Source organism: Streptomyces sp. NPDC001415 (assembly GCF_053597395.1).
The window spans coordinates 87,379-106,987 of the sequence record NZ_JBSFIE010000004.1; the positions used below are offsets into that span (position 1 = coordinate 87,379).

The 19,609-nt window shown below is 70.0% G+C and carries 30 protein-coding genes and 2 pseudogenes; 13 read left to right on the forward strand and 19 right to left on the reverse strand.

Annotated features, from left to right (window positions below):
• Nucleotides 1-3: 3 nt before the first annotated feature.
• On the reverse strand, nucleotides 4-414 hold the full coding sequence (locus ACWC2B_RS06555) for a hypothetical protein (protein ID WP_450715323.1): 411 nt from the start codon (nucleotides 412-414) through the stop codon (nucleotides 4-6).
• A gap of 233 nt (nucleotides 415-647) precedes the next feature.
• Between ACWC2B_RS06555 and ACWC2B_RS06560 the strand changes: the two genes are divergently transcribed.
• Nucleotides 648-944: a hypothetical protein gene (locus tag ACWC2B_RS06560; RefSeq protein ID WP_450715324.1), complete on the forward strand. Its 297-nt coding sequence runs from the start codon at nucleotides 648-650 to the stop codon at nucleotides 942-944.
• Between the two features lie 25 nt (nucleotides 945-969).
• On the opposite strand, the gene ACWC2B_RS06565 is transcribed toward ACWC2B_RS06560, so the two are convergent.
• Complete coding sequence (locus ACWC2B_RS06565; protein WP_450715325.1) at nucleotides 970-1,452, reverse strand: cupin domain-containing protein; 483 nt, start codon at nucleotides 1,450-1,452, stop codon at nucleotides 970-972.
• A gap of 280 nt (nucleotides 1,453-1,732) precedes the next feature.
• Between ACWC2B_RS06565 and ACWC2B_RS06570 the strand changes: the two are divergent.
• The 4 genes and pseudogenes from ACWC2B_RS06570 to narI form a co-directional block, all read left to right on the forward strand.
• Nucleotides 1,733-2,260 (forward strand): annotated as a pseudogene (locus tag ACWC2B_RS06570) (nitrate reductase subunit alpha); the annotation flags it as partial.
• 20 nt (nucleotides 2,261-2,280) lie between these two features.
• A complete protein-coding gene (locus tag ACWC2B_RS06575) occupies nucleotides 2,281-2,448 on the forward strand; it encodes a hypothetical protein (protein WP_450715581.1) in 168 nt (55 codons plus the stop codon).
• Nucleotides 2,445-3,068, forward strand: a complete 624-nt coding sequence (narJ, locus tag ACWC2B_RS06580; RefSeq protein ID WP_450715326.1) for a nitrate reductase molybdenum cofactor assembly chaperone — start codon at nucleotides 2,445-2,447, stop codon at nucleotides 3,066-3,068. The genes ACWC2B_RS06575 and narJ overlap by 4 nt, the downstream gene beginning before the upstream one ends.
• On the forward strand, nucleotides 3,065-3,805 hold the full coding sequence (gene narI, locus ACWC2B_RS06585) for a respiratory nitrate reductase subunit gamma (RefSeq protein ID WP_450715327.1): 741 nt from the start codon (nucleotides 3,065-3,067) through the stop codon (nucleotides 3,803-3,805). The genes narJ and narI overlap by 4 nt, the downstream gene beginning before the upstream one ends.
• Before the next feature lie 7 nt (nucleotides 3,806-3,812).
• On the opposite strand, the gene ACWC2B_RS06590 is transcribed toward narI, so the two are convergent.
• Together ACWC2B_RS06590 and ACWC2B_RS06595 are read right to left on the reverse strand one after the other, a co-directional pair.
• Entirely contained in the window at nucleotides 3,813-4,670 is an 858-nt protein-coding gene (locus ACWC2B_RS06590; protein ID WP_450715328.1) for an SDR family oxidoreductase, read from the reverse strand.
• 28 nt (nucleotides 4,671-4,698) lie between these two features.
• Complete coding sequence (locus tag ACWC2B_RS06595) at nucleotides 4,699-5,310, reverse strand: MarR family winged helix-turn-helix transcriptional regulator (protein WP_450715329.1); 612 nt, start codon at nucleotides 5,308-5,310, stop codon at nucleotides 4,699-4,701.
• Nucleotides 5,311-5,456: 146 nt separating this feature from the next.
• Between ACWC2B_RS06595 and ACWC2B_RS06600 the strand changes: the two genes are divergently transcribed.
• From ACWC2B_RS06600 to ACWC2B_RS06625, 6 genes are all read left to right on the forward strand, one after another.
• The gene (locus ACWC2B_RS06600) at nucleotides 5,457-5,702 is read left to right on the forward strand and encodes a hypothetical protein (RefSeq protein WP_450715330.1); all 246 of its coding nucleotides are present in this window, start codon (nucleotides 5,457-5,459) and stop codon (nucleotides 5,700-5,702) included.
• A gap of 241 nt (nucleotides 5,703-5,943) precedes the next feature.
• Nucleotides 5,944-7,866, forward strand: a complete 1,923-nt coding sequence (locus ACWC2B_RS06605; RefSeq protein WP_450715331.1) for a chloride channel protein — start codon at nucleotides 5,944-5,946, stop codon at nucleotides 7,864-7,866.
• A gap of 307 nt (nucleotides 7,867-8,173) precedes the next feature.
• The gene (locus ACWC2B_RS06610; RefSeq protein WP_450715332.1) at nucleotides 8,174-8,986 is read left to right on the forward strand and encodes an SDR family NAD(P)-dependent oxidoreductase; all 813 of its coding nucleotides are present in this window, start codon (nucleotides 8,174-8,176) and stop codon (nucleotides 8,984-8,986) included.
• 46 nt (nucleotides 8,987-9,032) lie between these two features.
• Nucleotides 9,033-9,107 carry a 50S ribosomal protein bL37 gene (locus ACWC2B_RS06615; RefSeq protein WP_373300991.1) on the forward strand — a complete coding sequence of 25 codons (75 nt, stop codon included), beginning with the start codon at nucleotides 9,033-9,035 and terminating at the stop codon, nucleotides 9,105-9,107.
• A gap of 674 nt (nucleotides 9,108-9,781) precedes the next feature.
• Entirely contained in the window at nucleotides 9,782-10,147 is a 366-nt protein-coding gene (locus tag ACWC2B_RS06620) for a DUF4190 domain-containing protein (protein ID WP_450715333.1), read from the forward strand.
• Nucleotides 10,148-10,553: 406 nt separating this feature from the next.
• Entirely contained in the window at nucleotides 10,554-11,408 is an 855-nt protein-coding gene (locus ACWC2B_RS06625) for a poly-gamma-glutamate hydrolase family protein (protein WP_450715334.1), read from the forward strand.
• Here ACWC2B_RS06625 and ACWC2B_RS06630 read toward each other — a convergent pair.
• The 5 genes from ACWC2B_RS06630 to ACWC2B_RS06650 form a co-directional block, all read right to left on the reverse strand.
• Nucleotides 11,398-11,901, reverse strand: coding sequence for an integrase core domain-containing protein (locus tag ACWC2B_RS06630; RefSeq protein WP_450715335.1), 504 nt, complete (start codon nucleotides 11,899-11,901; stop codon nucleotides 11,398-11,400). The two genes, ACWC2B_RS06625 and ACWC2B_RS06630, sit on opposite strands and share 11 nt — an antisense overlap.
• 393 nt (nucleotides 11,902-12,294) lie before the next feature.
• Nucleotides 12,295-12,456: a hypothetical protein gene (locus ACWC2B_RS06635; RefSeq protein WP_450715336.1), complete on the reverse strand. Its 162-nt coding sequence runs from the start codon at nucleotides 12,454-12,456 to the stop codon at nucleotides 12,295-12,297.
• 48 nt (nucleotides 12,457-12,504) lie between these two features.
• The gene (locus ACWC2B_RS06640) at nucleotides 12,505-12,684 is read right to left on the reverse strand and encodes a hypothetical protein (RefSeq protein ID WP_450715337.1); all 180 of its coding nucleotides are present in this window, start codon (nucleotides 12,682-12,684) and stop codon (nucleotides 12,505-12,507) included.
• Between the two features lie 60 nt (nucleotides 12,685-12,744).
• Nucleotides 12,745-13,569, reverse strand: a complete 825-nt coding sequence (locus ACWC2B_RS06645; protein WP_450715338.1) for a protein transporter Sec31 — start codon at nucleotides 13,567-13,569, stop codon at nucleotides 12,745-12,747.
• A 37-nt stretch (nucleotides 13,570-13,606) separates the two neighbouring features.
• Nucleotides 13,607-13,840, reverse strand: coding sequence for a hypothetical protein (locus tag ACWC2B_RS06650; RefSeq protein WP_450715339.1), 234 nt, complete (start codon nucleotides 13,838-13,840; stop codon nucleotides 13,607-13,609).
• 71 nt (nucleotides 13,841-13,911) lie between these two features.
• Here ACWC2B_RS06650 and ACWC2B_RS06655 point away from each other — a divergent pair, with 71 nt between their 5' ends.
• Nucleotides 13,912-14,430: a GIY-YIG nuclease family protein gene (locus ACWC2B_RS06655; RefSeq protein WP_450715340.1), complete on the forward strand. Its 519-nt coding sequence runs from the start codon at nucleotides 13,912-13,914 to the stop codon at nucleotides 14,428-14,430.
• Between the two features lie 616 nt (nucleotides 14,431-15,046).
• Here ACWC2B_RS06655 and ACWC2B_RS06660 read toward each other — a convergent pair.
• The 9 genes and pseudogenes from ACWC2B_RS06660 to ACWC2B_RS06700 all read right to left on the reverse strand — a co-directional run.
• Nucleotides 15,047-15,733: pseudogene (locus ACWC2B_RS06660) on the reverse strand (eCIS core domain-containing protein); the annotation flags it as partial.
• A 236-nt stretch (nucleotides 15,734-15,969) separates the two neighbouring features.
• Nucleotides 15,970-16,197, reverse strand: a complete 228-nt coding sequence (locus ACWC2B_RS06665) for a hypothetical protein (RefSeq protein ID WP_450715341.1) — start codon at nucleotides 16,195-16,197, stop codon at nucleotides 15,970-15,972.
• Nucleotides 16,198-16,246: 49 nt separating this feature from the next.
• Nucleotides 16,247-16,540 carry a hypothetical protein gene (locus tag ACWC2B_RS06670; RefSeq protein ID WP_450715342.1) on the reverse strand — a complete coding sequence of 98 codons (294 nt, stop codon included), beginning with the start codon at nucleotides 16,538-16,540 and terminating at the stop codon, nucleotides 16,247-16,249.
• The gene (locus ACWC2B_RS06675) at nucleotides 16,537-16,683 is read right to left on the reverse strand and encodes a hypothetical protein (protein ID WP_450715343.1); all 147 of its coding nucleotides are present in this window, start codon (nucleotides 16,681-16,683) and stop codon (nucleotides 16,537-16,539) included. Before ACWC2B_RS06675 ends, ACWC2B_RS06670 begins: the two co-directional genes overlap by 4 nt.
• A gap of 10 nt (nucleotides 16,684-16,693) precedes the next feature.
• Nucleotides 16,694-17,032, reverse strand: coding sequence for a hypothetical protein (locus ACWC2B_RS06680; protein ID WP_450715344.1), 339 nt, complete (start codon nucleotides 17,030-17,032; stop codon nucleotides 16,694-16,696).
• Between the two features lie 90 nt (nucleotides 17,033-17,122).
• Nucleotides 17,123-17,275, reverse strand: coding sequence for a hypothetical protein (locus ACWC2B_RS06685; RefSeq protein WP_450715345.1), 153 nt, complete (start codon nucleotides 17,273-17,275; stop codon nucleotides 17,123-17,125).
• A 438-nt stretch (nucleotides 17,276-17,713) separates the two neighbouring features.
• Nucleotides 17,714-17,935, reverse strand: a complete 222-nt coding sequence (locus tag ACWC2B_RS06690; RefSeq protein ID WP_450715346.1) for a hypothetical protein — start codon at nucleotides 17,933-17,935, stop codon at nucleotides 17,714-17,716.
• Between the two features lie 113 nt (nucleotides 17,936-18,048).
• Nucleotides 18,049-18,471 (reverse strand): IS3 family transposase, encoded by a 423-nt coding sequence (locus ACWC2B_RS06695; RefSeq protein WP_450715347.1) that lies wholly within the window; start codon nucleotides 18,469-18,471, stop codon nucleotides 18,049-18,051.
• A 53-nt stretch (nucleotides 18,472-18,524) separates the two neighbouring features.
• On the reverse strand, nucleotides 18,525-18,800 hold the full coding sequence (locus tag ACWC2B_RS06700) for a transposase (RefSeq protein WP_450715348.1): 276 nt from the start codon (nucleotides 18,798-18,800) through the stop codon (nucleotides 18,525-18,527).
• A 210-nt stretch (nucleotides 18,801-19,010) separates the two neighbouring features.
• Between ACWC2B_RS06700 and ACWC2B_RS06705 the strand changes: the two genes are divergently transcribed.
• A complete protein-coding gene (locus tag ACWC2B_RS06705; RefSeq protein ID WP_450715349.1) occupies nucleotides 19,011-19,265 on the forward strand; it encodes a peptidoglycan-binding protein in 255 nt (84 codons plus the stop codon).
• Nucleotides 19,266-19,290: 25 nt separating this feature from the next.
• Here the strand turns inward: ACWC2B_RS06705 and ACWC2B_RS06710 are convergent, their stop codons facing one another.
• Complete coding sequence (locus ACWC2B_RS06710) at nucleotides 19,291-19,431, reverse strand: hypothetical protein (protein WP_450715350.1); 141 nt, start codon at nucleotides 19,429-19,431, stop codon at nucleotides 19,291-19,293.
• Nucleotides 19,432-19,609: the final 178 nt, after the last annotated feature.

Below are 19,609 nucleotides of genomic sequence, written 5' to 3' on the forward strand. Positions count from 1 at the left end.
GCCTCACATCTGCCGAATCACCACGAGCACCACAAGCAGCACGGTGGCTCCCGCGCTCATGCCGTGGGCGGCGACCGCCGCGAAGGGGAAATGACGCTCGGCCGTGGTGCTGCCCTGGGAGTGGCGGCCGGAGCTGGGCAGCCAGCGCAGCAGCATCGTGAAGCCGAACGCGGCCACGACCAGGACGCCCGCGCACGCCGCCCAGGCCAGGCTCCGGAGGTTGCCCATGAGGTATCCGCTCCAGGCGGCCAGCCCCGCGACGGCGAAGAAGACATGGCCTCCGATCAGCCACAGCGGGAGGCGCGTCACACCGGGGGCGCGTTGCCTCAGGCCGCCGTGGCGGATCCATACGGTGCCGAGGTAGCCGCCCAGGGCGGCGGTCAGCAGCCATGCGCACAGCACGAAGACACCCATGCACTCCCCCAAAAGTCCCGTCACGGCATGTCGTGCCCCCAGGACACCGCATGGAGCGGAAGCAGCCCGGACATCCATTCCCTGATTCACCCGTTGGCGTGAACAGAAGTGCAAGCCCCCCACGCAGTGCCTCGCTGCTGTGCCATGGCGCGGCGACGGGGGGCGGCCGCGTTCCGTGAGCTCATGGCTTCTCCGCGTAGCCGGGTAGCGCCCAGCGCAGCACCCGGCGGGCCGTGACCCCGCGCCGCCCTGGGCCGCCCGGAAAGGTCCGCCGCGACCCGCTCGTCGAGGTGGAACAGGCGGAACGCGAGGTGGAACAACTGTCCTTCGGGATTCTGGTGGCCGTGGCCGTGCTGGGGTTCACCATGTTCGGGCGCTGGCCGCCGGTGCGCAGCGTGCCGATCGGGACGCCGGAAGCCACACCGGCCGAACGTCACTTCCCCCTCCCCGTCGTCGCCGCTCACGGCCTCGTCGGGGCCACCACGCTCGTCCTGGTCCTCCTCGCCGCCCTGGGTATCGGAGGCAGCTGAGCCAAGGGGCGCGCGGGACCCGGCCTCACCCCTCCAGCGCCGTACCGCAGTTCCAGCAGAACCGGGCCGCGCGCTCCGTCGCGAGCCGGCCGCATTCCGGGCACACCCGCCCGAGCAGGCAGGCCGCCTCTCCGCCCGCGTCGCCCTGCGGGCGCGTGATGGCGAGCCCGGGCCTTCGCGCGTGTACGGAGAGGTACCCCATCCCGTCGACCCCGGCGGCCAGGGAACGCCGCGAGCCCTTGGGCAGCCAGAGCGCGCAGACCGGGCGCAGCTCCTGGGTCCCGGCCTCCGTACGGAGTTCGCCGCCGCCTTCGAGGACGATCAGCAGGACGTCGAGCTGAAGGTCCGTGTGCTCGCTGATGGTGCGGCGCGGCGGCAGCCGCAGCAGGTTCGCGTCCAGGCCGCGCCCGCTCTCGGCGAGCCGCCACAGTGCGCCGCCCGTGTGCAACGACGCTGCCGCGAGTTCCTGGCCGAGGTCGACCACCACCCGAGCGCTTTCCTGTCCCATCTGTACGCCACCCTCCCCTGCCTGCACGGTTCGCTTCGGCCGCCCCGCCGACCAGCCATACTCATGCTCACTGCAAGTATTGCAAAGAGCAAGACAAAAAGCGTATAGCTCGCATCAACTCTGCGGAGTCGCTCCCTCAGGCATCGCATCCCGGATGCAGTCTGAAGGCGAAGCGGAACGCCGGTCGTGTGTGTCAGATCCTAGGGCCGGCGTGTTCGGGGCAGCCGTGAAAGGAGCGACGGTGTCGGTACGGCGTAGTGCGCGCGAGGAAGCGGAACGGGTGGCGGCGAACGCCACGGACCAGCTTCTGCGGGCCGGGCGGATACTGCGGCGGACCACGACGACACCGGATCTGCGGGCCGTCTACCGCGCCGACCAGAAGGTCAACGACGCCCCGTACAGGGAGCGTTGGGCGCATGACAAGGTGGTGCGCTCCACGCACGGGGTGAACTGCACCGGGTCGTGTTCCTGGAAGGTGTACGTCAAGGACGGCCTGATCACCTGGGAGACGCAGGAGACGGACTACCCGTCGGTGGGCCCCGACCGGCCGGAGTACGAGCCCCGCGGCTGCCCCCGAGGCGCCTCCTTCTCCTGGTACACGTACTCGCCGACACGGGTGCGCCATCCGCTGGCCCGGGGTGTGCTGGTGGAGATGTACCGGGAGGCGAGGGCGCGCCTGAAGGATCCGGTGGCCGCCTGGGCCGAGGTCACCGGGGATCCCGAGCGGCGCCGCCGTTACCAGGCCGCGCGCGGCAAGGGCGGTCTGGTGCGCGTCGGCTGGGACGAGGCGCTGGAGATCGCGGCCGCGACGGCGACGGCGGGCCGGGCATGTACGAGGCCGGGCTGCCCGGCATGGAGACCTTCCACGCCCCGCCCGTACCCGCCGGTGCCTCCGCGAGCACGGGGCTGCGCGGCCGGGTCAACTTCCTCAACTGGGACGGCCGCGGCACCCCGGGCGGCCTCTTCCCGCGCCGCCGGAAGGACGAAAGCCGATGACGCGCCGCGCAGTTCACCAGGCCGCGTCCGTCCTGCTCACCTTTCCGGACTCCGACTGGCCCGCCTACCTGAACACCGTACGGACCGCACTCTCCCAACTGCCCGCATCCGACGGCACGTTGGCGCTGCTGCGATTCTGTGACGCCGTTACAGAGGTGGCTCCGCTAGAGCTGGCGGCCCGCTATGTGGCCACCTTCGACCGCAGCAGGCGCCGCGCCCTGCATCTGACGTACTACACGGACGGCGGCACCCGGCGTCGGGGCGCGTCCCTTGCCCGCCTCAAGGGGCTCTTCCGCGCGCACGGCTGGGAGCTGGACGACGGAGAGCTGCCCGACTTCCTGCCCGCCGTCCTGGAGTTCGCCGCCCGCTGCCCGGAGCCGGGCCTGAGCGTTCTCGTCGAGCACCGGGCCGCACTGGAACTGCTCGGCCACGCCCTGGAGAAGTACCGCAGCCCGTACGCCGATGTCGTGCGCGCGGTGTGCCGCACGCTGCCCGGTGCCGCGCCCGCCGATCACGCGGCCGCCCTCCGGCTCGCCCGCAACGGGCCGCCCACCGAGACCGTCGAACTCGCCCCCTTCCCGCCCCGAGGTTCCCGGCCCACCGAAGGAGCCCGCCGGTGACGCATCTGAACATCGCCCTGTGGGGCGTCCTGCCCTACCTCGCCCTGACCGTCCTGGTCGCCGGCACGGCCTGGCGCTACCGCTACGACCGCTTCGGCTTCACGACCCGCTCCAGTCAGCTCCACGAGTCCCGCCTGCTGCGGGTGGGCGGCCCGCTGTTCCACTACGCGCTGTTCCTCGTCATCGGCGGGCACGTGACCGGCCTGCTGGTCCCGGAGGCGGTCACCCAACGCCTGCACGTGAGCGAGGAGATGTACCACGCTTCCGCCCTGGCCATGGGCGGCGCGGCGGGCATCGCCGCCGTCACGGGCCTGGGCATCCTGCTCGTGCGGCGTCTGCGCACCCCCGCCGTGCGCGGCGCCACCAGCCGCATTGACCGGGCCGTCTACCCCCTGCTGGTTCTGGTGCTGCTGGCCGGGCTCACCGCCACCGCGACCAGCGCCTCCAACCCGTACGACTACCGCCTGGGCGTCTCCGTCCGGTTCCGCAGCCTGTTCGCCCTTGATCCCGACGTGAACGCCATGGCCGACGCGCCCCTGGTGTACCAGCTGCACGCGCTTCTCGCGATGTCCCTGTTCGCCGCCTGGCCGTTCAGCCGCCTCATCCACGCGTTCACCGCGCCGGTGGGCTATCTCGTCCGGCCGTACGTCGTCTACCGCTCGCGAGCCCGTTCCACCCCATATCGCCATCCGGCGGCGGGAGTTCGTCCCGTGGAGAAGAGGCACGTGCCGCGTTGAGCGGCGCTCAGGCGTCCGCCGCCGCCTCGCGGAAGTAGTCGGCGAGGCGGCGGTGACCGGTGGTGGGGGCGATGACGTCCTGGATGAGGACGGTCAGCGGGAACTCGACCACCCCGTGGACCCGCAGCGGGGTGACCCGCCGCAGTACTGCCAGCGATGCCCTGAGCACCCGGACGGGAATGCGTGTGATGCGTGCCGGTCGGCCCACGGCCCGGAAGGCCTCGCGTGCGATGCGTTCGTGGGTGAGCACGTCGGGCCCGCCGAGGTCGATCTCCTCGGCGGTCCCGGCCCCGGTGACGGCATCGGCCGCCGCGCTCGCCACATCGGCCCCGTCGACGGGGTTGATGCGGAACTGCCCCTTGCCGAAGACGACGGCACGCCCTCTGCGAGCCATCGTCAGGTACTCGTCCATGTCGGAGAAGAACCCGTTCGGGTACAGGACGGTGTACGCGAGCCCGGAACTCCTCAGCTCCGCCTCGAACGCCCGCTTGGCGCGCACGAGTTGGACGTGTTCCAGGCCGGGCGCGCGCACCACCGAGATGTACACGAACTTGCCGACCCCGGCCCGCCGAGCCTCTTCGAGGAGTTGCCGGTTCGCGCCGTAGTCCACGTCCCAGCAGGTGAGCCGACCGCGCTTCCCGACGAGCCCGATGGAGCTCACCACGACATCGACGCCATCACAAGATCCGGTCAGCGTACGGGAGTTGGTGGCATCGGCGATATGCACCTCGTCCACCAGCTCACGGATCGGCGCCAGGTTTCCGGGGGTGCGTACGAGCGCCCGCACCTGGTGGCCGCGCAGCGCCAGTTCGCGTACGACCCGACTGCCCAGGTAGCCGGTCGCACCGGCCACCAACACCTTCATCTCGCCCACCCTTCCCAGGCGGCCGCGTCTACCGGCCGGGCGCGAGCGGGTCAGCGACGAGGCCGCCCATGCGGCGCACCTCGTCGAACGGGTCGACGGCCAGCTCTCCGGCGGCCCGGGTCAGGGCACGCAGGGCGGGCACGAGCCCGGCCCGCTCCTCGGCCGGGACCCGGGCGACGAGCTCGCCGACCTCGGCCCGCCGGTGCGCCATCACCCGGGCCACCAGGTCACGGCCCGCGTCGGTCAGGTTCAGGACGACCTCGCGCCGACTGGCGGGGTTGGTCCTGCGGTCCACCAGGCCCGCCGCCTCCAGACGGTCGACCATGCGCATGGCGGTGGACGGATTGACGCCCAGCGTCGCCGCCATGGCGGCCAGCTTCAGCGGCTCACAGCTTTCGAGGACCACCAGGGCACGCAGCTGCGGAAGCGTCATGGAGTCGTCGATCGACGAGAGGGCGCGGGCGGAGATCGCGACCAGGAGCCGCGAGGCCGCCATGACGGCGACGGCCACTTCGTCGGCCTCCTGATCAAGGGACCGCTTCCGCGCCGCGGCTTCGCCGTGCGCCGAGTCGTGCGCCGCGCCATGCGTCCTGCCGTGCGTCGCGTCCTGCGCTGTGTCGTGCGCCGTGTCGTGCGCCATGGAGATCGATACACCCCACTTGTTCAAGGCTGTCCCAAGACGGGCAGGCGGCCCTTGCAATCATTGCAGTATGCAATGTTAGCCTGTGTTCGGACGACCGGACCTGCGCGGGCGCGACGGGAACGGCCAGCAAGGAGTGATTGACGATGCCGGTGGAGCCGATACGCGAAGCCTATTCGTTCGTGTGCCTGCACTGCGGGCACGCCTGGGAAGGCGCGTACGAGATACAGCACTCGATCGACGCGCACGGCACCCTGCGCGCGGACTACTACGTGCGTGGCGTCAAGCAGCCCTCTCCGCTGACCCAGAACACCTGCCGGATCTGCCACAGCACGACGATCCGCATCCTGCGCCCCGGCCGCGTCGCCTCGGCCCGCCCGGTCCTCGACTGACCGAGCCGTACCCGGGGACGCGGCGTCCGACGAAGCACGCGGCGCCCCGGGTACCAGCCGAATGCCCCCTTCGCCCCTTGTTCCCTCCTGCTCCCCTTCCCCCTGCTCCCCTGCTCTCCTGACGGGCGGCGCCGCCCGTTCCCTCCCCGCCGCGCCACGCCCGCGTGCACGTAACCGTGCCCGGGCCCGCGACTCCCTGCCTGCTCCCGCACCTGCTCGTGCCCGAATATGGAGACCTGCCATGCCCTTCTCCCGCGCTGCCCAGTCCCATCCACCGGCGCCGACCGCGCAGAGGCACGGCGTGAAGATCCCGCACCTGGGGGACTTCCATGTGCCGCCGCGCGTCGCCGCCATCACCGCGCTCGCCATCCCGATCGGCGCCGCGGCCGCGCTGGTCGCCGTCGCGCTGCTCAAGCTGATCGCGCTGTTCACCAACCTCTGCTTCTACGGCAGGTTCGCCTTCTCGACGACGGCGCCGCACGGCACCCCGCACCGCTGGCTCCTGGTGGTCATGCCCATCGTCGGCGGCCTGGTCATCGGCGTCATGGCGCGGTACGGCTCGGAGAAGATCCGCGGCCACGGCATGCCGGAGGCCATCGAGTCGATCCTGATCGGCGGCAGCCGCGTCCAGCCCCGCGTCGCCGCGCTCAAGCCCCTGTCGGCGGCGATATCCATAGGCACCGGCGGGCCCTTCGGCGCCGAAGGGCCGATCATCATGACCGGCGGCGCGGTCGGCTCGCTCATCTCCCAGCACCTGCGCGTCACCACCGACGAACGCAAGGCCCTGCTCGTAGCGGGCTCGGCGGCCGGCATGGCGGCCACCTTCAACGCGCCGCTGGCCGCGATCCTGCTGGCCGTGGAACTGCTGCTCTTCGAGTGGCGCCCGCGCTCCTACCTCCCGGTCGCCGCGGCCGCCGCCACCGCCACCCTCGTACGCGGTCCCCTGCTCGGCACCGAGCCCCTCTTCGGCGGCGCCCACGTCCCCGCACACCTCCCCACGTCCGCGTACGGGCTGTGCGTCGTCGCGGGCGTGACCGCCGGACTGCTCGCCCTCGGCGCGACCTGGCTCGTCTACTTCTCCGAGGACCTCTTCGCGAAGCTGCCCTTCCACTGGATGTGGTGGCCCGCGATCGGCGGCGCGATCATCGGCATCGGCGGCCTCTTCGAGCCCCGCGCACTCGGTGTCGGCTACGACGTCATCGACCAGCTGCTCACCGGCCGCGCCACCACCGGCCTGATCATCGGCATCCTCGTCGTCAAGACCCTCATCTGGGGCCTGTCGCTCGGCTCGGGCACCTCGGGTGGTGTGCTCGCCCCCATGTTCATGATCGGCGGCGCGCTCGGAGCGGCCGAAGGGCTCGTCTTCCCGCAGGTCAGCCCGGGCTTCTGGGCACTGGTCTCACTCGCGGGCGTGCTCGGCGGCGTCATGCGCTCGCCGCTCACCGGCATCGTCTTCTGCCTGGAACTGACCCATGAGATGAACGCCCTCATCCCGATGGTCATCACCGCGTCGGCCGCGTACCTGCTGTCGGTCATCGTCCTCAAGCGTTCGGTACTCACGGAGAAGCTCGCCCGGCGCGGCATGCATCTGACCCGCGAGTACTCGGTCGACCCGCTGGAGGTCCATCTCGTACGGCAGTTGGAGACCCCGATCCGGCTCACCCTGCGCGCCGAGCAGACGGCGGGCGAGGCGGCCGAGGTGCTGCGTGCGGCGTACGAGGCGGGCGACCCCGATGGGCTGCTTGCTCAGCGCCTCTACCCCGTCCTCGACGGCGAGACCCTGACCGGGGTCGTGACCCGGCACCAGCTGGTCCACGGCGCGGCCGACGACACCCCCTTGTCGCGCCTCGCCGGCTCCGCCGTGACCGCCCACGCCGACGAGACCCTGCGCACCCTGGCCAACCGCATGGCCGAGCACGACATCACCCGCATCCTCATCGTCAGCCGCGACGAACTCCCACGCCTGGAGGGTCTATTGACACTCCGTCAGCTCCTGCACGCCCGCCGCGTCGACCTGCACGAGGAGCAGCACGTTGAGCGCCACCTGACCCTACGGCCCCGCCGCAAGCGGTCGATCGTGGTGGCGTCCGGCACGGGAGTTTGGCCGGCCGTGCCCCGGTCCGCCGAGGAGGAGGGGGACCCCTCGCCGGTCTCCGTCACCTGACGGCCTGGGAGGGGGAGGCAGAGAGCATCAGAACCTCGTTAGGGACGGGCCGGTCCTCTTGAGCCGCCGCCCGGGGGCCAGTTGGATGGAGGGCATGAACAGCGGCCTGCGGCACGACGACCGGCCACCGAATCCGGTGCGGCCGACTGTGCGCGCTGTTCGTATGCCGGCTTTCTAGAGCCGCGCCTCCCTGACGCCGTACGCCGTCGCCGGTCCCACGCCGCGACGGCGTACGCGCGCTCTCGTTCCCGCATGACCAGCCCGCCCCAGGCGCGCAGCCCCGTCATGCCATCACTTGGGATTTCACATGCCTTCCACATCGCTTTCCGGCAGCACCGTCCTGGTCACCGGCGCCACCGCGGGGATCGGTTTCGAGACCGCCCGCAGGCTCGCCCAACAGGGTGCGACGGTTCTCGTCCACGGCCGCACCGCCGAAGAGGCCCAGGCCGCCGTCGACGCGCTCATCGCCACCACCACCGACATCGAGACGGCCCAACTCTGCGCCATCGCATCCGACTTCACCCACCTCGACGAGGTCGAGGCCATGGCCCACCGGGTCATCGAGACCCACCCGCGCCTGGACGTCCTCGTCAACAACGCCGGCATGGCAGCCCCCGAACGGCACACCCTCACAGCCGACGGCAACGAGGTCGCCTTCCAGGTCAACTTCCTCGCCCACCACCTGCTGACCTGCCTCCTGGAACCGGCGCTCACCAGCGACCCCGGCGGCCGCGTCGTCAACGTCTCCTCCACCCTGCACCGCACCGGCAACATCCAGTGGAGCGACCCCAACCGGGTCCGCCGCTACTCCCGCCTCGCCGCCTACGCCCAGTCCCAGCTCGCCCTGACCGTCTTCGCCGCCGACCCGCGCGTTACCGCCGTCTCCATCCACCCCGGCATCTGCGACACCGCACTGCTCCCGCTGTACGCACACGAAGGTGCCACGCCCGCCGAGGGCGCAGCCCACGTGGCGCGCCTCTGCGACCCGGCCGTCGAGATCGTCAACGGCGCCTACTACGACCGCGACCAGCGCGTCGACCCGGCCCCCGCCGCCACCGAGAACCGCTCCCTGCAGCGCCTCAACAAGCTCGCGTCCCAGCTCACCGGCCACACCGCCTGAAGAACACCACCTGCCGCAACAACAGCACCTGAAGGAGCACCGCCGCATGTCGAAGCGCGCCCGCAAGAAGAGGGACCGCCGCAAGAAGAAGGCCAACCACGGCAGCAAGGCGTCCTGCTAGCTGCACCGAGTGCCCTGAGGGGCGGACTGCTCCGGCGGGCAGTCCGCCCCTTCGTGGTACCCCGGTGAGACTTCAGCAACTGCCAGAATGCATACCGCAGTTGGCACTGCCTCGGCGGAACTCCGCGAGCCTCGGCCGCAGGCCCAGCGCAAGGAGCAGGGCCGCCAGGAGGAGGGCGCCGGCGGAAGGTGCGGTCGTCCTTCTGGTAGACGGCGTACGCCTCGACGGTCTTCTCAGCGGCCTCCCGCTGGCAGGGGAACAGGTGCTGGACAGGCCGGTGGCGGTGACCGCCAGGAGCGCGAGCAGTGCGGCGCCCAGCAGGGAGCAGACAGTGCGGGCGAGCCGCAGCCGGCCGGGGGTGGCGTCCCAGTAACACTCGGCGTGCCGCAGCAGGCGGACGAGCCGGGCGACGGTGACGGTTGACCGTCGCCTCGGCCGTCCTTGTCCCGGCCCCCCTCTGGCCTGGGACGACGGGATCCCCCCGTGACGAACGGCCGACGCGGGGTCTGGTTCGGCAGTCGTTGTCGGGCCCCCACTCCCTGACGCTGCCCGGCACCAGCGAAGCCCCCTTCGTCTCGACGGAACCCCGAGGTCGCCCGGGCAGGACCGCCGAGGGGGCGTTCCGCGCAGGTCAGCCGGTTAGGGTGGGTGGATCTGACAGGGGGAGATCCGCCGTGACCAGCAGCACTCAGGAGACCACCGCGCCGACCGCGGAAGTCCGCCGCAATACGCCTGCCCGGATCGCCTTCTGGTCGGCCGCCCTGGGGGTCAGCCTGATTGTCGCGATGTTCGCGACACCGATGTTCTGGTTGTGGTGGGGGCAGTACTACACGTTCTTCATGGCCGTGTTCGGCATCGTCGCCATCCCGATGGGGCACATCGGCCGCATCCGGGGCAAGCGCCTGGGAGGCCGGGACCGCGGCCTCGCCCTGCTGGCCATCGTGACCGGGTGGCTGCTGCTCCTGTGTGTGTTGTTGATTCTGGTGGCGTACGGTGGGCTGATCGTCGGGTTGACGGCCCTTTTCGGCGCGGCGAGTTGATGGCTCGGGCCCTGGGGGCCACGCGCCCTAGATCGCCAGGCCGCCGACAACGACAGCACCATCGCCGGTCCCCCACCCGGAGTGCCCACCGGGGTCAACGTGCCAGACATCGCCTCCGTCAGGCCGCGGGCAGCCAGGGTGTGCGGGTGCTGGTGGCACTCGACGTATGCCGCCCCCATCATGCCGCGCCACTCGGCCGGGGCTCGGCCCGACCCCCGGTACCCCGAAATTCGCCAACTGGCAGCTTCTGTAGGTGAGTTGACCCGCCTCATCCTGCACACGCAGGTCATCCGCACGCATGCCGGTTATGATCCCCGGCGTTGATGTGGGGCCGGGTGGCGCCTGCCTCTCCTGTCCGCGAAATCCTGGCCGGCAAGGCCGCCGCCTCCAACGAAGGGAATCTGCCATGGAGACTCCGTACGCCAGCAGACGCCGCGTACTGTCCGCCCTGGCCGCCGCCTCGGCCGCCCCGCTCATTTCCGCCTCGTGGGGCGCCGGAGTCGCCCGGGCCGCCACGAACGCCGACATGTACAGCTCCAGCACCGACCTCTACACCCGGCTGCCCAACGGCGAGGGCACCGACTACGCGCGTCGGTACAAGCGGCACGCGATGTCCGACAACAGCACGGCGCAGAAGTACCCCTACAACCGCACGATGATCATGGCCATGCACGGCGGCGGCATTGAAGTGGGAACGTCCGAGCTGTGTCTGGGCGTCGCCGGATACCACCCCGCCACCCTGGCTGCCATGCCCGCCGACGGGCCCGCCTACGACTACTGGATGTTCGAGGCCATCAGGTCGTCGAACAACTCCGAACTGCACGTCACGGCGGCGCACTGCAACGACCATGTCGCCCTGTCCATGGCGGCGAGCAACCTCAACGTCCTGAGCCTGCACGGCTGTACGGCCGCCACCGCCGACGCCCCCGCCGGCCGGCCCGAGGCGGTCGTCATCGGCGGCCGCAACGCGACCTTCAAGCGCTACCTCACCGAGGAGCTGAGCGGCGCGGGCTTCCAGACCATCGACGGGGCGTCCAATCCGGCGCTCGGCGGCGACAGCCCCGACAACATCTGCAACCGCACCATGCTCGGCATGGGCGGCCAACTGGAGCTGACGACGGAGCTGCGCAAGAGCATGTTCGGCACCTTCACCCGGAACGGGTGCGCCGCCAGCACCAATCAGACGTTCTGGTCCTTCACCGCGGCCTGCCGGGCGGCGATCGCCAGGCTGGAGGCCGGGCCGGACCAGGTCATTCTGTAGCGCGTCGGGCGCCCGGGGGCCCGCCTCTCACCGCTCTCCCGCCAGATCCAGCTCCCCCACGGGAACCGGCGCGACAGCCGGTGAACCGTTCCGGGCTCGACAGAGATCTCAGATGTTGGCTGTGACCTGGGGTTTCGCGGTTGATCGGTAGTAGTTGGCTTCGCATTCGACGGGCGGGATGTGCCCCTTTTTCACCGTGGAGTCGGCGGTGGTTGTACCAGTCGATCCGTTCCGTGGTGGCCAGTTCGACATGCGAGAGCGTCTTCCACGGTCGCTGCGGCTTGATGACCTCGGTCTTCAATAGGCCGATCGTCGACTCCATCAGCGCATTGTCATAGGCGTCGCCGACCGACCCGATCGAGGCCGCGATCTGCGCTGCGTCGAGGTGTTCGGCGAGGCGAAATGACGTGTATTGCGACCCGGCATCGGAGTGGTGGACCAACTCGCCGGCAACGGGCGAACGTCCGTCTCGGTCACGCTGCCGCAGGCTCATGCCCAAGGCATCCAGGACGAGTTGGGTCTGTCTTGACAGCCACGCGGATCAGCCGACGATGCGACGGGAGAACGTGTCCACGACGAAGGCGACGTAGACGACGCCCGCCCAGGCGGCGACGTGCGTGAAGTCCGCAACCCAGTCCGGTTCGGCGCCGGTGCGACGAACTCCCGGTCGAGCAGGTCCGGGGCCCTGGCCCCGGCCGGGTCCGGCATGGTCGTGATGACCTTCTTGCCGCGGACTGCGCCGGCGATACCGATCTCGCACATGAGGCGCTCAATGGTGCAGCGGGCCACTTTTTGGCCCGCTGCACGGCCGGGAGCGGCACCGGGATGTGTACCCCAGGCGGAATGATCCGCGTCGGGATGATCGGGCTGTCGGGCATAGCGGGACTCACAGGAGGTAGGCCGAGACGGCGGCGGTTCTCACCGTGGTCGCGGCGAGCGTGGCGGCTGACCGGTAGTGGCCGGCGTGCCAGGCGGCGACGACGAGGAGCGCGGCGGCTGCGTCGGTGAGGTGGGCTGCGGTGGGGGTGGTGAGGCCGAGGGCGAGCACCGGTGCCAGCCGTCGGCGACATCACCGAGTTCGAGGTGGGTCACGGCGCTACCACCCGCGCCAGGTGAGGGCGAGGCACAGGGCGCCGGTGATGACGCAGGACGCGGCGACGAGCAGTACGGCGTGTACGAGGGTGCGGTGGGGGACGTCGTCGCGGTAGGTGCCGAGGGCGAGACCGAGGGCGGCGATGATCGCCACGGTGGGGAAGCCGATGAGCGCGAGGATCACGACGTCCGCCTCCGCTGCGCCCGCAGGTAGCGATCCACGGTGTCCGGCCGGGCGCCCGGGTCAGCCGCCTCGCGGACGTACGCGAGGACGCGTTCCGGATCCGTGGATCCCATGGGACACGGCCGTCCGGACGGCATCCGCAACGCTCATGCGGCCGGGCTGCATCGGCAGGACCACCCCGACCGGACCATCCGTGGACTCCTCCTCGCCGTCCGGATCCGCATCCGGATTCGTCCGGAGCGCGATCCGCTCGGCCTCGATCGCGGCCTGCGTGCGCTGGAGTTCACGGCGCACCGCGGTCATCGCGAGGCGGCCGCCGGCCTTGGCGCGCTGCGCGTCGACCCACTGCTGAGTGCGCGGGTCCAGTGGCTTGGCGTGGTGGCGCAGGACGACGGTCCATGCACCCTTGGCGATGCCGGACACACACACGCCGATGATGCCGATGGCGGTCTGTCCGGCGAACCAGCCGTGAACGCCGACCGCGGCCATGGCGATAGCGAGCGCCCAATGGCCAGCCTGGCGCGGGAGCTTGGCGCGGCGAGTGTCGTAGCGGGCCAGCCACTCGACCGCCATGCACATGATCCATGCGAGGTCGAAGACACTGGCTGCGCCGTACGCCGCCGCGGCGATGGTGACGGAGGTCAGGAGGTCGCCGATGCTCGCGGTCGACCAGACCACGGACGCGGTGACGAGGAGGCCGGCCGCCGCGGTGACGGCGTTGAGGACGATGCGGTCCCAGTCGGCGGGCGGCTGGGGCACGAGGACGTTGTACGGCTCGTCGACAAGGACGGTCTCGTCGTCGATGGTGTGAGGTACCTGTCGGATGCGGGTCTCGGTGGCGGGTGCGCACGGCGTAGCTCCAGGAACGAAGGGGGCCGGGCTCATCGGAGGGGAAGCGGCGGGCCCGGCCGGTCGGAGGGGGTCAGCTGCGGTCGGCGATGGTCTGCCAGCGCTGCGCCTCTGCCCTGCACGCGGCGGCCGCACGGGCGGGTGGGATCCAGGCGATGCCTTCGCCGGGGTCGTCGCCGTCCTCGCGGGCGATGTAGCACTCGATGAGTGAGGTGACCTCGTCGAACAGATCGGCGCCCGGGGTGTTGTCGACGTACGGCATGTCGTACCGCAACATCGCAGCCGAGATCAGCGTGTCCCTCGGCACCGTCCAAGACATCCTGCGCGGGCACTCCGGGTCATGGGCCGATCGTCCTAAGGCAGCATCCAAGGAGAGCGATGGAGCCAGTGATCGGCCAGACGACCCGACCACCGACGGGAGTTGAGCGCGGCAGCGCCACGGCTCTCTACCGCCTGTACGACAGCGCCGACCGGATGCTCTACGTCGGTGTGACCAAGGACCCGCCCGCCCGGTTCGCTGCTCACCGCAGGGGCAAGCCGTGGTGGCCCAACGTGGCACGCCGCGAGGTGACATGGTGGCCCACCCGGCACAAGGCGTGCGAGGCGGAGTCGGCAGCGATCTGGAACGAGGCGCCGCTCCACAACGAGGCTGGCACGCCGCGTGACAACGCCAAGAGGTCAGTGCGGCAGCAGGGCAACCGGGAACCGGCCCGGATCAAGGGGAAGGTGTCGCGCCGCGCAAACGAGTTGCGGTGGCTCGTCAAGGCCAGGCTCCTCCGCGGGGGCGTGCCGGCCGCGGCGGCGCACCAGGCCGGGTGCATGGCTGAGCGGGCTTACAAGGAAGCATCGGGGGCGTTCCCCGACGGGGTCGCGTATCCGCCCCTTGGCTGGCTGTAACTCGATACGCGTGAGCGCCCACCCTCCACGGAGTGGGCGCTTCGTTCTTGGATGCTTGATCGACCGCGGGTAGCCGGATCGCCCTTCCTTCTATCGGAACTCAGAGGAGACCTGCATTCCTGAGTCCGGTCCGGGCGGCATCCAGGCGGCTGCTCAACGCGGGGGTCGGGTTGATCGGCTCGTCAATTGCTGTGCCTCCACGGTCTCCCGTGTTCTGCCACCGGAAGAGGTTAGCGGGCCAGTCGGCGATGTTGCATATTTTTTCGTCCACCCAAGTGTCGAAGCTTACCCTGCTCGCCCAAGGGTTTTGGCCGAATTCGTTCGCAGGGACGGCCTCGATCTGACTGAGGGTTGCACTCGCCTGATTCAGGGTTCCGACAATTTGGTCTCGCGACTTGAAATTCAAGCCGGCCACGATCCTATTGACGATTGCAGAGTGAGGGACATGATGGTTGTAAACCCCCTGACCCGATCCATCGCCGTAGGTCTCCATAATGTTTTTAATTCTTGGGCTGATGCTTTCGCGGGTGTGTGACACGTTAGTGATCTCTTCGCCGCGGAACTGGGGATCCTGAGACCTGTCCTGCTGAGACTCAGCCCTGCTGTAGAGCTTAGTGACGCGCTGAACATGGGGTTCCTCGGTGACGGCTCTCGCCGACGCCGGAGCATCCCGAGGCTCTCCACCCACGTCGCTGTGCCCCGGCGGCGCATTCATGACCCGCGTCGCATTGGCTTCAGCCTCGCGTTCGAAGTGGTCTGTGGGATCGGAGACCTTCAGCCCCGAGCCGTTGTCGGTGCCGGCTACGGGGCCTTGGCGTTGCTGGATGACGTGAGTGAGTTCGTGAGCAAGGGTGTGCTTGTCGGCACCGCCTTCGCCAATGACGACGTGGTTGCCAGAGGTGTACGCGCGGGCGCCAACCTCTGCGGCTGACGCCCGCGCGGCACTGTCGTTGTGGATGCGGACATCGCCGAAGTCGGCACCGAGCCGGGATTCCATGTCCGCGCGGGTGGTGCTGTCCAAGGGGCGACCGTCGGTGCGCAGGACGTCATGGACGGCGGAACGCTGCACGGGGGGCTGCTCGGCTGATTGTTGGTGGCCGCAGCCAGCTCCGTGCTGATGCTGTTCTGGCTGGGCCCAGTGGTGACCGGCCGCGCGAAGCATTTGCACCACGGCCGCGTTGCCAGCACTCGCCTGGAGTGCGAGGAGGCCCATTGGGGCACTACCACCAGGGGTCCGATGAGCCCGGGGGGCTTGGTCGGGCCGCTTGCTGCTGGGTGTCGGGGCCTTGTCGTGGGGATGCATCGCATCACTTCCTGTGGCTGGCAGATTTCCAGTTGGGCGTTGGCCCAGCTTGTGAGGGTGGGGCGAAGACGTGCGGGTGAGGCTTCCGAATGGCGCTAACACCTCGCTAACTGACCGGCGGACATGGCGTTAGGGGAGCTTGGGCATGGGACGCGATAGGGACGGCCCGTGGAGGAGAGGCGCTGCGCACGCGTCAGCCCCTGCCAGCGTGGGGCGGGGGCTCGCGCATGCACAGCTCACGCCGTGTGGGCGGCGATCCAATCGGGCAGCGTCTCCGCCATGACGAGCGGCACCTCACGCTGCGTGATGCGAGGGTGGCCCTGCTGGCTGGCGCTGATCAGACCGTCACCGGCGCGGACGTACGCCGTGTACCGGATGGTGCGTGAGCCGTCGGGGCCGGAGACGGTGACGAGCTCGCTGTTGCAGGGCACGTCGCGCGGGTCTATGCCGTGGCGGTGAGCCATGCGCAGATGATCGCGATCTGTTCCGGGGCTGGGGTGAGGTCGGCCATGATCAGTTCTCCTTCGGTGGATAGAGGGTGGCGCGCCAGTGGGCGACGGTCCGCTCGCTGATCCAGCCGACGCCGAGGCAGGGCTCGCCGGGGTGCCCCTTGTGCATGAAGCGCCGGAGGATCTCGTCGAGGGTTGTGCGCAGCCGGTCGCGTTCGGCCTCCAGACCGCGCACCTTCGCGGCGTGGCGGTCGCTGGCGCAGACGAGCGGGACGCTCGCGGCCAGCCGGTCGAGCTCGGCGTACAGGACGTCGAGCTGGTCACTGGTCAGTGAGTCCAGCGGAATGCGGTCGGTCACAGGTAACTCCCAGTAGGCACAGTGGTGATGGGGCGCGGCGGCGGCCCGTCGTACTCGTCCTCGTCCTCGTCGTCGTCGACCACGTCCCGGCACAGGCACGAGGACGGGCACCCGGACACTCCTCGTCCGGATCGTCGGAGCACAGGCAGACGCTCACGGCTCACTCCCTTCCTGCGTCCGGCAGTCGGACGTGTGCGCCCGGCCGCAGCTCGGCCACCACGCCTCGCGGCACTCACCCGCCCGGGCCACCGCGAGGACCGCGTCGCTCATGTCGATGGGCCCGGAGTGCGGCGGCGCGTCCCGCAGGAGACGGCGGATGGTGCCGGCGTGGATGAACTCCCGTACGGCGGCGACGTAGGCGCACAGCGCGGCGAGGAGCAACAGCGCGGCGGTGTCGTGCCGGGCGTGGTCGGCTGCGTCGGCGGCGAGTGAGCCGAGGATGGCAGCGGCGACGACGTGGGTGACGATGAGCGCGAGCGCGGGGCGGGTCACCACACCTCCCCGTCAAGGCCGCGGGCGTCGAGGTCCTGCCGTGCCAGCCGGACGCACGCAGCGTGCAGCTCCCTGGCTTCTCCTCGACGTTCAGGGCGGCGTCGCCGCACACCCACCACCCCCCACCCCCAACAGGCCGGCCACGGGCCACACAGCGGCTTGGGCGTAGACGCACGCCACGGCGAGAAGCAGCAGCCCGGTGAGGAACAGCAGCACCATGCGGGCGCGTTCGAGTCGATTCACGACGTACATCTCCTGGTCTCGATGTGAGCGGGCTCGGCGGCCGGGCTGGTGTCGGTCATCGCTGCGCCTCCCGCAGCTTGCGGGCCGCCTCGCGCTCGCGGTACGGCGGGCGCGGGCCACGTGGACGCGGTTCTCCTTGAGTCGGCCGCCGCGGGTGTTCAGGCACGGGGCGCCAGGCACGCAGCCGCAGCGCGGGCAATGGATCATGAGGGCGCGGTTGTAGATCGTGGGCTCACGACGGGTCATCGGTGGTCCTTCCGGGGTGGGTTGAGGTCGACGGCGAGGAGCGCCGTGGCGATCGAGACGAGTGCGATGTACGCGCCGAGGTAGAGGTAGCTCACGACGGCTGCTCCATCGGCGCACGACTGCCGGTGAGGCGATAGCGGCGGTCAGCCGCGGCATTGGCCGCGCGGCAGATGTCGCAGGGTTCGCCGTTCTTCAGGTGGCGGCGGTACATGCGGGGTTCACCGAGACCGGGGCGGGCCGTAGGGCACGAACACGTCTCTTGGGGTGGGTACCGCCGGGCTTCCACCCGTTGCTCTTCCATCCTTGGACAGTGGTCGGGTCGGAGCCGATGCGTTCGCCGATGGTCTTCAGGGTGGCGCCGTGGCTGTCGAGGATCTTGGCGGCGTGGATCTTCTCGGCGCGGGTGAGGTTCACGGGTTCGCCGTTGAGGGCTTACTCGATTGCGATGAGGTCGAGGTCGCCGTCGCTGGTCTCTGTAGTGGAGGCGTACACCCGCGGTCGAGCCGTGGCGCCTACGCGGTTCGCGATCACTTCGGCCCTCCCTGTTCGGCTGGGTCGTCCCACACGATCTCGGTGGCGCCGCCGTGTCCGTGGACGTGCTCGGCGTCCTCGAAGCTGTCCCAGTGCACCGACGACGGCTTGTCGCCGAGCCAGCGCACTGACGCGCTCCCGTCGGGCCGGCGGACGCCGCGGGCGACCACACCGGTGCCAGAGATCCCGGACACGTCGCGATGGCGCAGGAGATGGAAGCGGCGGGGCAACTCGGTCTGGCGGTTGAGCTGGCGCCAGACCTTCCTCGCACCACAGACGCGGTAGTTGGCCTCGTAGACCTCCTTGATCTGTCCCTTGAGTTCCTCGTCCCGCACCGATCGCGGTGAGGGCGCCGACTGGCGTTTCTTGACTGCGTAGTAGGTGGAGGGGGCGATCTTGCAACCGTGCTGGTTGAGCACGTGGCAGATCGGCTCGACACCGCCGAAGCGGTCCCGGTGCTCGTCGATGAACGCTACGAGCGTGTGTGTGGCCGGTCGACCTCGGCCGCGAAGAAACTCGCGGCGGCCTTCAGGATCTCGTTCGCCCGCTTGAGTTCGGCGATCTCCCTCTTCATCGCTTTGATCTGCGCGGACTCCTCCCTGGCCGTTCCCGGCCGGGACCCGTCGTCGGTCTGGTCCTGGCGGACCCACTTGCGCAGCGTCTCGGTCGTCCCGATCCCCAGCTTGGCGGCGACCGCCTTCATCGCGGACCACTCGGTGTCGTACTCCGGCCGGACCTCGGCGACCATGCGGACCGCTCGTTTGCGCAGCTCAAGGGGGGCAAGGGAAAGGGCGTGCCATGACTCGATCCCCTCAAATGATCGAGCCCCTATCGAACCCGGAACGGTTCCTCGCCGCCTTCCCCGAGGGCGTGGTTGTGGCTGACCCGGCGTGGAAGGGCCGCAAGGGCGTCGTGTACTTCGGGCACGAGGCAAGCACGTCCGACATCCCGAGCGACGGTGGCACCCCGAGCGGCTACGCCGCATTTCCCGGGCCTGCACGGTTCCACAGCGCTCCGAGCTGGTTACCGCCATGGGTCAGCGCTTGGTGCCGAAGGCTGCTCGGCCCACTCCGATGGCCCGGGACCGCAGTGGACAAGCGCCGACCGGGACTCGTTCCGCCTGTGGCAGCGCAAGCTCGGCGACGCTCCCGAGTATTGCGATGGATGGCCCGGTCCGCGCCAGTGGGCCGCGCTCAAGGTCCCGGCGGCTTGAGGTACGAGACCCCATAGAAGGGCCGTCACTTCTGTGACAGCTTCTGCCAGGCCTGACGTATCTCCGCCAGAGCGTTGATGACGGCGAGCGCTGCCGCAGAAGCGCGGCGAGAGAAGGAAGGCACCTGCTCCAGCAGGTAATTGAGAATCCAGAAGATCGCGCCCACTACGGAGGCTGCTGCGGCAGCCCAACCGAAGTTACTCAACGGAACCCACACCCTGTCTGTCTTTCAGGCGGTTGGTTCCGGGCGCAGGGCAGGCTCGGCTCCAACCACACACTGTGGTCTGGAAAGCCGACTCCTGTCCCCGACGGGTCGCGAAATCAGGTCTAGCCTCGATCTTTCG